Source organism: Lysobacter avium (assembly GCF_015209745.1).
Classification (GTDB): Bacteria; Pseudomonadota; Gammaproteobacteria; order Xanthomonadales; family Xanthomonadaceae; genus Novilysobacter; species Novilysobacter avium.
Genome location: NZ_CP063657.1, coordinates 2,810,264 through 2,822,995, shown reverse-complemented (window position 1 = coordinate 2,822,995; position 12,732 = coordinate 2,810,264). Strand labels below are relative to the sequence as shown.

The following is a 12,732-nucleotide window of genomic DNA, read 5'->3' as shown; positions in this document are numbered from 1 at the left end:
AGGCGCAGGGCACGGAACGGCGCAACGACTTCCGAGGACTTCCGCATGAGCAGCACGCTCTCCCCCGATCACGTCATCGCCGACCTGAAGACCCGCTGGGGCAACGCCGTCATCACCGACCCGGCCGAGCTCGAGTACTTCGGCACCGACGTCTACTCCCAGGGCGAGCCGCTGCTGGCCGTCCTGCGCCCGACCGACGCGGATCAGCTCGCGGCCGCTGTGGCCCAGCTGACGGCGGCCGGCATCACCCTGATCGCCCGCGGCGGCGGCATGAGCTACACCGGCGGCTACCTCGCAACCCGCCAGCCCACGGTGCTGATCGACACCGGTGGCCTCGACAAGGTGGTTGAAATCAACGTCCGCGACGCCTACGTGGTGGTCGAGGCGGGCGTCACCTGGGAAGCCCTGCAGCAGGCGTTGCAGGCCAAGGGCGTGCGCACTCCGTACTTCGGCCCCATGTCGGGCTCGCACGCGACCGTCGGCGGGGCGCTGTCACAGGGCAGCGTGTTCCACGGCTCCGCCCGCTACGGTTCATCGGCCGACTCCGTGCTGGGACTGGAGGTGGTCACCGCCAACGGCGACATCCTGCGCACCGGCTCGGCCGCCTCGGGCAATGCGACGCCGTTTTTCCGCTGGCACGGCCCCGACCTGACCGGCGTCTTCCTCGGCGACTGCGGCCTGCTCGGCATCAAGGTTCGCGCCAGCCTGCGCCTGCTGCCCAGGCATTCGCACATCGATTACCTGTCGTGGCAGTTCGAGCGCGCCGACCAGTTGATGGACGCGATGGGCGCACTGGCCCGCGCCGGCCTGGCCTCGGAGATTGCCGCCTTCGATCCCAGCCTGTCGCAGATCCGCATGCGCCGCGCCAGCCTCAGCAGCGATGTCAAAAGCCTCGGCAACGTGATCAAGAAGGGCGGCCTGATGCAGGGCCTGAAGCTGGTGACCAAGGGCCGCGACTTCCTCGACCCGGAACTGTTCACCCTGCACATCACCCTGGAGGCCGACTCGGAGGGGGAGATCAACGCGCGCGTCGCGGCGGCCCGCAAGGCGGTGGCGGCATTCGGCACGGAGGTCGAGAACAGCGTACCCAAGGTGATGGCGGCCAACCCGTTCGCGGCCAAGAACGCGATGCTCGGCTCAGCCGGCGAGCGCTGGGCGCCGATCCACGGCATCGTGCCGCACTCGCGCAGCACCGAGCTGTTCAACGCCCTGCAGGACCTGTTTGCCTCCGAGAAGGCGGTAATGGACGAGCACGGCCTGTTCATCGGCACCCTGATGACAACCGTCGGCGCGCAGGCGACGCTGATCGAGCCGTGCATCTACTGGCCCGACTCGCACAACGCCTTCCATGTGCGCACCGTGGATGCGGATCATCGCGCCAGGATCGGCTGCCCCGGCGAGAACCTGCCGGCGCGCACCGCCACTGACGCACTCAAGCGCAAGATCGCCGACACCATGCGTGCGCACGGCGCGGCGAGCTTCCAGATCGGCAAGTTCTACACCTACCGCGAAGGGCGCGACCCGGCGGCGCTGGCGATGCTCGATGCGATCAAGCAGCAACTCGACCCTAAGGGCCTGATGAACCCGGGCGTGTTGGGAGGCTGAACCCGGTCTGGATCAGATGGCGGTGCAGGTCTCGATGACCTCGCCGGTGGTGTTGTCGGGCATGTGCCGGAACAGCGTGCCTTCCGACCCAGTGCCGGAGCCCTTGGTCCACCACTCCATCTCGCCGCCCAGGTAGCGTGCGCCGCTGGCGGAAACGGCAATCGCCATGGTGTGGCTGTTGCCCTTGTACTGCACGGTCGCCGAGTCGGTGGTGGGGTAGCTGGCGGTAATCGTCTGGCCACTTTCGCAGCGGTAGCTCTGCGCGCTGGAATCGGCCGGGGACTGTGGCGACGTCACGCACGCGGACATCAGCAAAACGGACGCAAAGGCGGCGGGGGCAAGAATCTTCATCGTGAACCTCTCGATCTGGACGGTGGCGCCGCCGGGGTGGGATCAATCCAACGCACCCAACTTGGCCGGAATGGCAAGCGGCTGACGGACGTGGTGCGCCGGCATAAGACCAGATCGATCGTGACCAAGTTGTCATCAGGCTGGAACAAGCGGCAACCGATCAGCCTCACGCAAGCTCGGTTTGATGGCTTGGGCTAAACACGACATCCATGCTGTTTCATGGTGTTCACAACCACGGCGGCGTCGCCGATGCCAGACGTCAGCGCGTTGCGAAGATCTTTACAGATTCCGGCCTGACCATGCGTTGCATCGTTCCGCCGACCGAGCGGTCCTGGAAACTCAGATTCAGGCGGTTCAAATGGGGATCCGCGAGCGCACTGCGGCGCTCCATCGGTCGTCGTCCGGCAGGGAGCGGGTGCTCTGGGAGACGCAGGTCCAGAGCAGCGGCCGGTTGTTCCGACTCGCTCGATTCGAAAACAATGGGAACGGCCGGCATCTCTGGTGCACGTATGCGAGGTCTAACTCGCGCATCGGCTTTCAGCTACAGCCAGCGATCCCAGCCGGTCGAACCCATCCAGAGTGACGGCGGTCATTGACTCGGCCATGCACCACTTTCTTGGCCAGCGCGTTTGAAGACTCCTGTCCTGACAGTGAAATCAACGCGTTACCGCAAGCGTGAAGCTTTGCGAGCTGATTGCAACGCCGTTGTCTTTGACCTGAGACGAGTAGGTCGCCGTGTCTCCCGAGTCGGCTACGGTCACGGTGAACTCCACGCTGATCATGCCATCGGCGCCGGTCGCACCAACCTGGACCTGTGCTGGTTTCCCTGGCGTCGCGATGAGCTTTGGCTCCGACAGCACCTGTCCCGTACGCAAATCAGAAATAGATGCGGAGAGCTCATAGGTGTCCATCGCCTTGCCGCGGACAACTGAAACCTGCACGTCGGGGCGAGCGTTGGTCCACAGGTCAGCCTGAGCCGGGGCGCTGGGGTTGGCGACAACAACCGACGACATGCAGAGCAAAGCAACGGTAATCAGGTTCTTCATAACGGTTCCTTGTTGATGAGATAGGGCCTAATAACACAGGTTGGACTTCCTGCGACGCCCCAACCCCGCTTTGGCAGGAACTGCCCCATCTGTTTGAACGGATTGTCAGGCGCGCCCCGCTGGTGTGCCAGGCGCGAACTCCTTAACGCCAGCCGCAGCAAGCTGTGCCCGTGCCTCCGGGTCCTCCGCCACAACGCGGCGAAGCGTGTGAAATACGTAGGTTCGACACAGGCCTGGCCAAGCGACAAGCATGTAAAGCGCTCCGGCAACCAGCCAGTCAGGACGGGTCATCGGTTTCCAGCCGCTGAAGTGCGCGACGGCGGTGTAGCCCAGAACACCCAACAGAACCCAGCGGAACCACGCCCAGAAGCGGGTGCCCCACAGTACATTCTTGAAGTGGCGAATTTCCGAGTCTGTCAGTTTCACTCCATGCCTCCTTGCGGTGCAGTAACGCACCTAACGCCGTATTTAAGCCGACCGCCGACGAGTAGTCCAAAGATTGGCGGAAATGGAAGAACAGTTCTGTCTGAAGATGGGACTTCGGGGTTCCACTTGAACGACTTGTTAGGCCCGCCCCGCCAGCTACGCCACCCGATCCACAGCCAACCAATAGCTCCACCGCTCAAGGATCCCCACAGTGCGCCATTGGTGAAGCGTTCCCCACCGTAGATGGCAGCAGCGGCACCGACTGCGAAGCCAATGAGCGCCAGCCAAGCAACCTTGCGCTTCTCAACGAGCCACGACGCCTCTTTAGCCCTCTTGCGCCGGAGTTCTTCTCGGGCCTTGAGGTCTGGCTGCAGGATGGCTCGAGCGATTGCGTCAGCGCGAGATTCTTCCATATGACTCGATTCCTTGTCTTAGCGGCCTAACACTTGAGTTAAGCCGCGCCACGAAGTGGCGCCGGCTTGAATGAATGGTGAGGCAGCAAGAACTAGCTCTTACTAATGACCTGCATCATAAACGCCATCAAAGAAGCCACGGATGAAAGCCCCAATGTTATCTGCCTGCACCCAAACGAGTGCGAATGCCGCAAAGAAACATAAGAAGCCCACTTCATGTGGATGAGACTTGATGTATTCACTAACTCGATTTTGAAATTGCTGAATTTCCATCGCAGCGATCCTCATTGTTCTTGCTGCCTAACACCTGAGTTAAGCCGTGCTGCGAAGCGGCATCGGCTTGAACGAATTGTTAGCCGCTTGGCCCGATAATCACAGACGCGTCAGTGAACTTCTTGACCATGTAGTCCAGAGCCTCGTCCGTAGCGCAAGCGATGTGCGGGTTATCCACTTTTCTAAACCGAAAGAGCTCGCCTTGTCTTCCGTGATAATGGCCGTAGCGGAAGTAGCCGACCACAAAGTCCAAGTGATCTTTGGTCCATAGTTGTATAGGCGAGGTCTCAGCGCATTCGAGTATACGCGGCTCATTTATCTCCGAAAAAACAATCCCGTCGGTGCTCTCGAGCCGTAGCATTGGATTTCGCCGCGAGAACACTCGCCACTCTGGTTCTGCAAGGACTCGGCCGAGATGAGTGTTACTCCGCTTGGTCTTTCCGAGCCTTGTGTTTAGGACGCCGAGCAAACTTTCGCAGTCATTGAGTGCATTATGTGGATTGCGGCGCTCCACTTTGCATTGAAGGCATAAATAATCGAGACTCTCTCGATTGAGTTCGCTTGGATAGGTAATTTGATTAAACGTACAGCGCCAGTTCTTGCCAATAATTTGAGGCGAAACTTTGAAAAGCATTCTTGCATCAAAGCGGGCGTTGTGAGCAATTATCACGTCAGCGCTTTCCACTAGCTGGTTAAAACGTGCTAGGTCGAAGGCTTTTCCCGCCAAGTCTTCATCATAAATGCCGTGCGTTGCCATCGCCTGGATTGAGATTGGGCGTGATGGCTGCTGCTCCGAGTAATACGTCTCGATCACCTCGCCATCTCTAGACGCGGAAAAATCGCACAAGATCGCGCCGATTGTGATGGGCTCATCGACATCTTCGAGCCCCGTCGTTTCGCAATCAACAACTAGGAATCGCATTGAGACCTCCACAAGCGCCTAACGCCTGAGTTAAGCCGACCCGCGAAGCGGGTTCGGCTTGAATGAATTGTTAGGCGCATGCTCCTCAACACAGAACATCCGGGCCATCGGTCGACCAGAAGTCATTCCGTCGTCTTGCCGTCAAAGTGCTCGTTGTCAGCCTCCGCATCCTCGCGGGTATGGTGAATAACGCCGTCTCGGTGATTGGGAGGCGCGTAGATTGTGTAGAGCTTGAGGGGGGCGTTTCCAGTATTGATGATGTTGTGGTTTGCCCCGGCCGGAACAATGATCCCAAAACCGGCTTTGATCGCTGTCCGGACACCGTCAAGAATCGCTTCCCCGGCACCTTCCTCCACGCGAAAGAACTGATCCAGCGTGTGAACTTCCGCCCCAATCTCTTCGTTGGGCTTTAATGCCATGATGACAAGCTGGCAATTCTTCGCCGTGTACAGCACCTGACGAAACTCGTCGTTCTTAACGGCAATACTCTCAATGTCCTGTACGAAGCCTTTCATGATGTTTCTCCTTTGTATCGAACAATCATATCCGTCGAACCCGTCGCATGCACCTAACGCCAGAGTTAAGCCGAGACGCGTAGTGGAGCGAAACGCATGGCAAGCTTTACCTGCCATGTGTTTTGCGTAACGAAGCGGCTTCGGCTTGAACGATTTGTTAGGCCGCCGCACTCCGAGCTTGCGCCCGACCTTGCGACAGCCCAACCCCTGAGCCGAACACTACAACAAGTCTGGCCGATTGGCCTGCGGCTGGCACTTGCCGGGACCGAAGCAAAAAACCAGCGACTCGCGCGGCCAAGAACTCTCACAGCGCCCTGTCCGAAGCCGACTCGGCCGGTCGAATCTTGCGGAGAGTAGCGTCAGTCCGAAGCCGAGGCGCTGCAGGGCTGACTGCCGATGCCTGCACCGCGCGTGCGAGGTGCAAACGCTGCGGATAAGCGATGCGCTACAGATCGCCTGGAACCCGGCAACAATAGTGCGGGAAGCAAGGCCTAACACCGGAATTAAGCCGGCCCGCAACGCGTGAGCCAGATACTGATGGAGATCGAACTGCGGCTCTGCTTGGAAATTGGACTTCGCGGGCTCGGCTTGAATGAACTGTTAGCTTGCAATTTGTTGGCGGAACGAGGCACAAAGATCCGCCATTTGAGTCTGTTCCGGCGTATTGGCGAAAGTTATGTCCCGCAGGCCTTCGAGGACGATTGCCATCATTTGTTCCGTGACTGATTTTAGGTTGGTTAGATTGGCCAGCACAGACTGCAACGAAGCCTTTACCTCATCTGCGCTACCCGTGCTGAGCTGCTGACCGTAGGTCTCGTTGAAATGGTGCACGACCTGATTCCTGTCGTGCACGATTCTTGCCATGTGCTGTGAGAAATCTAGGGAGTCAGAGGTCGATGAATCAACGAGCTCCCCGACAAGGAGGCCAAGCATGCGCTTTTTTAGCTTCTCATGCCTTGCGATTTGGGAGCTAACGCTGAGTTCGCCGTTACCGATGTAGGGAAGTACATGCTTGAGATATCGCTCTACGTCTTGACTCGTCAGAACGATGCCTCCGACTAAGCGGAGGATCTCGTTCTTGTCGGACTGCGATATTGCTGCCATTGCAAGCTAACACCGTAGTTAAGCCGGCCCCCAACGCGTTGGCCGGATGCTGATGGGAATGCAACTACGACTCTGCCTGGAAATGAGACTTCGGGGGCTCGGCTTGAACGACCAGTTAGAGCCCACCCACCGCGCCGACCTCTTTCCCGCAATAGTACCTACGTGTCGCCAAACTCAGGAGATCTTTGTCCTCTGGTGTGTCGCCATAGGCGTAGATCTCGCTGAAGTTCACCAGATCGTAGCGTTCACGAACACGCCGCGCTTTTTCCTTCAGGACGCATTGCTCTCCTACATAGCGCCCAGTCAGAACTCCATCGTGCTCTTGAAGTGCGGAGCAGATGAGCTCTAGGCCATGCTGGCGGCACCAAGGTGCTAGATAGGTATCGAGGCCACCGGATACGACCACCACCTTGTGACCTTGCGCTTTGTGCCAAGAAATCCGGTGCATCATCTCTGGTCGAACCGTAGCGGGCAGAAAGTTACGAGCGAACTCTTGTCCGTGCGCTCTGAGTGCAGCAACCGTGGTCCCGGTGTAGCCGAAGCGAACGATGGCGCGACGGACAGATGTGCCTGAGACAAGCCCCAACCTATAGCCGACAATCAGAGGGGCCAAGAGGAGCTGCCCGAGGATAAGCCGCGCTGGGGAGATAGAGCACCTTAGAAAGTCCGGCATGGTCTCTCTCGTCGTGATCGTTCCGTCGAAGTCGAAGAGAGCTAGTGTCATTTGATGGGCGCTAACACCGTAGTTAAGCCGACGCCCGGTGCGTAGACCGTAGGTTGACTGGAATTGAGCAACGCGTCCGCCTGGAAATGGGACTTCGGGCGTTCGGCTTGAACGACCAGTTAGGCGCGTGTCGCACTTGTAGTGTGAATCCACCCGTTTGTCGCACTTGCTGTGTCAATTCACCCGCCACTTGCCACCAAGCCACGCCCACCGGCCCGAGAAACTAAGACGCGCTGAAGGACAGCCAGACAGATGATGGGAACGACGGCGGCCAGAATGCGATCACCGCGAAAAGCGAAGGATATGCCAAGTGCCAAAGCGGTCGCGACGAGCAGCGAAATCGAAGCGCGCATCACCACATGGCGTGGGGCGTGCGTAATTGCGGCGAATCCAGGGCTGGTAAAGAGCGTGGCTGCAATGCCGACGCACAGCATAATGATGAAGATGGCTGACTCTCTTAAGGAGTCGTAGAGCCGCAAGTACCACCATTGATGCAGCAAAAAGGCGAGTCCGCCAAGCATGAGATAGACATTCGCTGCCAAGACGAGCCGATTGGCAGGGCGAGGCTGGGGCAACACAAGGGCGAGCTGTGCCACTGCAGCAATAGAGGCGATCTGGAACGCCTCTCGCCAGCGCTGCTCATCAGGTGCTCCGTTCCAGAATGCATAGGCAGCAAACAATGAAAGCGGCAAGAACTGTAATAGCGCAAATATCCATCTAGGCAAACGACGATCCCTCGTGTGACGGCTAACGCCGGAATTAAGCCGCGCCGCGAAGCGGCGTCGGCTTGAATGAATTGTTAGGCGCGCACTCAAAACTGTTGCGAGCGCTGCTTGCACGTGCCACTGAACTCTCCACGGCCTGGCCTGCCATCTTGCTGAGTAGTAACAAGGACAAAGCTACCGCTGTAGCGGTCAAGATTAAACCAGTACGTGACGGTCTGAGAGTGGAGAAACCCCGTGTAGAGTTGCGGGTCTACTTTGATCTTTCCAGTAGCCATGCCGGTAAAAGTACTGACCGTGATCTCGCCCTTGTCTTTGTCCAACGTGAGTAAACGACTGTCGTCAATGGACTGGCCCGTATTTGTCCAAGCTGTTCCCTGACAGTACAACTCCATCGCCTGAGCAGGACATGCTAGGGCTGCGAGAAAAAGTAGAAGTATCCTTTTCATGTGTCCACCTGCGAGATGATTGGCTGCGCGCCTAACACCTTATGTCTTGAAGTTGCCCTACGCTGAGCGCCGAGAGCCCGGCATGCGCGCCCGATAACACCTCGGTGTCAGCCCACCGTAATTCAGCAGGGGCCGCATGCCGGATCTCGCGCCCTGCGCCCGAACAGTTGCTCGAGGTGTCCCTCGAACTGATAAGCGTGGGCCTCGGACGCGATGCTCTCGACCCGCCAACTGTATCGGAGAATCGACATGACGGCAGTGGGGATCGACGTCGGAAAGGCGAGCCTTGATCTGGCTGTTAACGGGCAGGCAGCGGTGACCCGCTATCCCAATACCAGGGCGGGGATTACCAAGGCGGTCAAGCGACTGCGAACGCTGAAGGCGACCAGGATCGTGGTGGAAGCCACCGGCGGCTACGAAGAGGCGCTGCTGGAAGCGTGCTGCGATGGTGGTCTGTGGATCGCACGGGTGAACCCGCGGCAGGCACGGGACTTTGCCCGGGCCACCGGTGAATTGGCCAAGACCGATGCCATCGATGCCCGCCTGCTGGCACTGATGGCCGACCTGTTTGCGGATCGTCTGCGTTGCCATGTGGCACTGCCGCTCTGGCAGCGCGAACTGCGGAGCTGGCTGCGTCGACGCAGCCAGGTTGTCATGACATTGCAGGCACAGAAACAACAGTCCGCGATGGCCCCCAGCGAGGTGCGCAAGCTGGTGGCCGGAACCATCGCTGCGCTGGTGCGCGAACAGGCTGCGATCGATGCCGCCATCCGCACTCTGGTTAAGGAACACGCCACACCGGCGGTTCAGTCCAGCAAAGGGTTGGGTCCGGTATTCCAGGCCACCGTGCTCGCCTTGCTTCCCGAACTTGGGCATTTGGATCGCAGGCAGATCGGAAAGCTGGTGGGCGTGGCACCAATGAATCGCGACAGTGGACAAGGTTCCGGCAAACGTCGCATCCGCGGCGGCCGATCCTCGGTGCGAGTCGCGCTGTATATGGCCACGCTGTCGGCGGTGCGCTGGGATCCGATGATGAAAGCCCACTACTTGCAGCTACGGGAGCGCGGCAAGCTGGGCAAGATCGCTCTGGTGGCCTGCATGCGCAAGCTGCTGGGAATCGTCAACGCCAGGCGACGCGACGAGCTGCGAGCGGAGGGTCTCGCGATGGTCTGACCAGCAGGCTTGCAAGACAGTTGCTGAATTAAGCCGACCCGCAACGAGCGAATCGGGAGTTGATGAAGCAACACCCACGATGCATTTGAACGAAGCAACGAAGCGGGTTCGGCTTGAATGAATTGCTAGGCATCACACCTCGTCGTCGCCCCTGAGCATGTCAGTGAAGGCGAGAGAGATTGCCTTGGATAGATGATCACGCATGCGTTTGGCCATCGCAGGGGAAATCTCAATATAGGTGTCCTCATCGATGCTGAGGATGATCATGCCGCTTGAATTGTTGTACACGGACATCTCCTCAAGCTCCGCCTCAGGCCCGCGCGAGAAGAACTTTACGGGGATTAACTCTACTGCGTCCGACGGCGCGGAAGAACGACCTGAGGCTTCAATGATCCATGAGGCAAGCAACGCAGCCTGATCTGGCGAGACGGTTATTACCGGATCCGGCTCGTTAAGGTCATGGATCTCTTGAGAGATCAGGATGTTGTTGTCTCCATCCGTCTCAACTTGGACAGACTGCATTTTTCGTCTCACAAATCCCCCTAATCTTTCATGTGATGCCTAACACCGGAATTAAGCCGACGCGACTTGTCGCGTTCGGCTTGAATGATTAGTTAGACCGCAGGCTCGCTACTCTACGGTCATCTGAATGGGTGAGGTGGGGCAAACCTGATTAGCCTTAGCAATCACCCAATAAAGGCGTGGTTGGAAGAAGCAGGCACGACTCCCGTCCCGCAAGGACAAGATTACCGGCCCTTGGTGGGGTTGGCCTAAGGACACTACCTGACACTCTTCCATTAAGCGCTGCGCCTCGTCTACGGAGATCATCTGTCCCTGACATTGAAGCGGAACCTCACGACTCTCCGGAGAGGCCGCTGCCTTTTGCGGTGCCACATGGCATCCAGCGGTAGCGGCAGCTACAAACAACGAAACTACGGTTGGCGCGATTCTGTACATGCGGTCTAACACCAGAATTAAGCCGTGCCGCGAAGCGGCATCGGCTTGAATGACTCGTTAGGCTGCACGCAAGGTTGCATGGCTATTGGCCTGCTGGGATTGCATGATGCGCCTTGATCTCGTCGTAGCAAACCACACAGACGATAGCCATGCCATTGAACTCTCTAAAGGCCTCCGTCATGTCTCCCTCCTGCTGAAACTTGTCCTCACACAGGTAGCACCAAGCCTGAAGGTCGTGCGGGTCGTTGCTGTTCTCGACAACCCCCGCTGGAGCGGGCTGGCCGCGGAGCATGTGCTTGCAGACGACGGCCGAAATTCGCTCACCGTGCTCTCCACAGCCAATTATTATTGGGTCGGTTGTCGTCATGTGTCCTATGCGGCCTAACGCTTGAGTTAAGTCGAGCTCAAGCGCGAAGCGATTGAGCTTCGACTTGAACGACGTGCTAGGGCGCGCCACGCTTAATCCAAGCGGAGATGGCCAGCCCGATGAATATGCTAGATACAGCCAATGTGAACGTTGAGAGGAGAATGTTACGTTCGGCGGCTGTTAGGCCAAGTGTTTGCAGTCGCCTGATTTTTGACCGGTATCCGGTAAACCAAAGGTACATGCATAGGGCGAGTAGCAAGGACAGCGTAATTACGAAGCTGATCTGCTTGAGCACGTACAGCAAGGCGAGTATAGGAGCAAGTACCAAGCCGAGCTTAGCTACATCAAGTAGCGAAAACTTTGGCTTTGCATCGCTCGTTGTTGGGTCGACAACAGTCAGCCCCAGTCCCTTTGCGGCATTGTCTGCACGAAAAGCGAACAGCAGGAATGCAGCAAGCGAAACTCCGAACCAGAGTTTGGGATTACTTGCCAAGTTCGCGAAAGATTCCATTGCGCGCCCTAACACCTGAGTTAAGCCGCGCCGCGAAGCGGCGTCGGCTTGGACGAATTGTTAGGGCGCAGCTTACTCACTTGGGAAGCCAACCTGAGGAGTACGGAGGCCCGCAGCGCCGCACGGCCTCTGGATAGCTTTGCGCGGCCCACTCTGCTGGCATTTCCCCGCCACCGAAGACAACGAGGCTCCCGAAGCGGTAGCGGGCGGCAGTTCTATCGTTACGCAAGTAGTAACCCTGAGAGTCTCTACCGAGCTCCGTGCCCTGATGCCAGAGCACAGTTCGGCTGCGATCACCAGCTGGGCTGGCGATACGGACACAGCCGCGCTCAATGACAGGGATTCCTCGCAGCGCAGCAGTCAGGTAGACCTCCTCCAGGCCAGCTGGAGGCGGCTTGAGCAGGGGCAGAAACGGCTCGCCCCGCCTGGGGACAGCAGCGCAACCAGAAACGGCGATGAAGAGAATGCAGTAACCGAGTCGTCTCATGCGCCCTAACTCCTGAGTTAAGCCGACTTGCGTAGTGGAGCCAAAGCCATGGCAAGCTTTTTCCGCCATGGCTTTGGTGGAACGAAGCAAGTTCGGCTTGAACGAATTGTTAGGCGTCACCGTCTTCGCTGGTAAGCCTATCGGTTTTTCTATCACGAATACCAAAGTGGGCAAGAATTGGCATGACAACGAAATAGCCAACACTTGTTGCAATAAGCACATTGCCGATTCGTGATACCCAAAGTTCTTCGGATGGAAAATTAGTGATCAACGCGTCGCGCACTGTTGCACCCGCCCATGAAATTGCAGCGGACAACAGCACCAGCCACGCTACCCGTAGTGAAAACAGCTTGCCCATATGTTGGTGTGACGCCTAACACCCAAGTTAAGCCGAGCCGCGTAGTGGAGCTAAGCACGTGGCAAGCTTTACCTGCCATGTGCTTGGTGGAACGAAGCGGCTTCGGCTTGAACGCATTGTTAGGCGCGTCCCACAGCAACGCTCCTAGTACTTGCGTTCGACCCTCACTGCTTTGTTCGAACGCGACAGATTGGTTAGCTTACTGCTAGACACCTCTACTTTGTCCATAGGAATCCACAGCGCGCTGTGAATTGAATCCACAATGTCGACAGCCCACTTGGATCCATCACTTAGGACGATAAGCTTTCCACCATCCTGTACTTCATTAA

At 58.2% G+C, this 12,732-nt stretch carries 16 protein-coding genes; 3 read left to right on the top strand and 13 right to left on the bottom strand.

Annotated features, from left to right (window positions below; genetic code table 11):
- Positions 1-45: 45 nt before the first annotated feature.
- Complete coding sequence (locus INQ42_RS12690) at positions 46-1,605, top strand: FAD-binding oxidoreductase (RefSeq protein ID WP_194034586.1); 1,560 nt, start codon at positions 46-48, stop codon at positions 1,603-1,605.
- Positions 1,606-1,617: 12 nt separating this feature from the next.
- Here the strand turns inward: INQ42_RS12690 and INQ42_RS12685 are convergent, their stop codons facing one another.
- The 10 genes from INQ42_RS12685 to INQ42_RS12640 all read right to left on the bottom strand — a co-directional run bounded on the left by INQ42_RS12685 (position 1,618) and on the right by INQ42_RS12640 (position 8,550).
- Complete coding sequence (locus INQ42_RS12685; protein WP_194034585.1) at positions 1,618-1,956, bottom strand: MliC family protein; 339 nt, start codon at positions 1,954-1,956, stop codon at positions 1,618-1,620.
- A gap of 656 nt (positions 1,957-2,612) precedes the next feature.
- Complete coding sequence (locus tag INQ42_RS12680) at positions 2,613-3,002, bottom strand: hypothetical protein (protein WP_194034584.1); 390 nt, start codon at positions 3,000-3,002, stop codon at positions 2,613-2,615.
- 105 nt (positions 3,003-3,107) lie between these two features.
- Positions 3,108-3,428, bottom strand: coding sequence for a hypothetical protein (locus INQ42_RS12675; RefSeq protein ID WP_193985108.1), 321 nt, complete (start codon positions 3,426-3,428; stop codon positions 3,108-3,110).
- A gap of 515 nt (positions 3,429-3,943) precedes the next feature.
- Entirely contained in the window at positions 3,944-4,114 is a 171-nt protein-coding gene (locus tag INQ42_RS12670) for a hypothetical protein (protein ID WP_194034583.1), read from the bottom strand.
- Between the two features lie 79 nt (positions 4,115-4,193).
- The gene (locus INQ42_RS12665) at positions 4,194-5,036 is read right to left on the bottom strand and encodes an exonuclease domain-containing protein (protein WP_194034582.1); all 843 of its coding nucleotides are present in this window, start codon (positions 5,034-5,036) and stop codon (positions 4,194-4,196) included.
- 122 nt (positions 5,037-5,158) lie between these two features.
- Positions 5,159-5,551: a cupin domain-containing protein gene (locus tag INQ42_RS12660; RefSeq protein WP_194034581.1), complete on the bottom strand. Its 393-nt coding sequence runs from the start codon at positions 5,549-5,551 to the stop codon at positions 5,159-5,161.
- Between the two features lie 600 nt (positions 5,552-6,151).
- A complete protein-coding gene (locus tag INQ42_RS12655; protein ID WP_194034580.1) occupies positions 6,152-6,655 on the bottom strand; it encodes a hypothetical protein in 504 nt (167 codons plus the stop codon).
- 115 nt (positions 6,656-6,770) lie between these two features.
- Positions 6,771-7,328 carry an HAD family hydrolase gene (locus INQ42_RS12650; protein WP_248285407.1) on the bottom strand — a complete coding sequence of 186 codons (558 nt, stop codon included), beginning with the start codon at positions 7,326-7,328 and terminating at the stop codon, positions 6,771-6,773.
- Positions 7,329-7,558: 230 nt separating this feature from the next.
- Entirely contained in the window at positions 7,559-8,071 is a 513-nt protein-coding gene (locus INQ42_RS12645; protein ID WP_228064379.1) for a hypothetical protein, read from the bottom strand.
- Between the two features lie 119 nt (positions 8,072-8,190).
- A complete protein-coding gene (locus INQ42_RS12640; protein WP_194034578.1) occupies positions 8,191-8,550 on the bottom strand; it encodes a hypothetical protein in 360 nt (119 codons plus the stop codon).
- Between the two features lie 249 nt (positions 8,551-8,799).
- Between INQ42_RS12640 and INQ42_RS12635 the strand changes: the two genes are divergently transcribed.
- Positions 8,800-9,723, top strand: coding sequence for an IS110 family transposase (locus INQ42_RS12635; protein ID WP_194034577.1), 924 nt, complete (start codon positions 8,800-8,802; stop codon positions 9,721-9,723).
- A gap of 132 nt (positions 9,724-9,855) precedes the next feature.
- On the opposite strand, the gene INQ42_RS12630 is transcribed toward INQ42_RS12635, so the two are convergent.
- The gene (locus INQ42_RS12630) at positions 9,856-10,245 is read right to left on the bottom strand and encodes a hypothetical protein (protein ID WP_194034576.1); all 390 of its coding nucleotides are present in this window, start codon (positions 10,243-10,245) and stop codon (positions 9,856-9,858) included.
- Positions 10,246-10,783: 538 nt separating this feature from the next.
- Between INQ42_RS12630 and INQ42_RS12625 the strand changes: the two genes are divergently transcribed.
- Positions 10,784-11,065 carry a hypothetical protein gene (locus tag INQ42_RS12625; protein ID WP_194034575.1) on the top strand — a complete coding sequence of 94 codons (282 nt, stop codon included), beginning with the start codon at positions 10,784-10,786 and terminating at the stop codon, positions 11,063-11,065.
- Between the two features lie 58 nt (positions 11,066-11,123).
- Here INQ42_RS12625 and INQ42_RS12620 read toward each other — a convergent pair whose 3' ends face one another.
- Together INQ42_RS12620 and INQ42_RS12615 are read right to left on the bottom strand one after the other, a co-directional pair.
- Positions 11,124-11,558 (bottom strand): hypothetical protein, encoded by a 435-nt coding sequence (locus tag INQ42_RS12620; RefSeq protein WP_194034574.1) that lies wholly within the window; start codon positions 11,556-11,558, stop codon positions 11,124-11,126.
- Positions 11,559-12,154: 596 nt separating this feature from the next.
- Positions 12,155-12,403: a hypothetical protein gene (locus INQ42_RS12615; protein ID WP_194034573.1), complete on the bottom strand. Its 249-nt coding sequence runs from the start codon at positions 12,401-12,403 to the stop codon at positions 12,155-12,157.
- Positions 12,404-12,732: the final 329 nt, after the last annotated feature.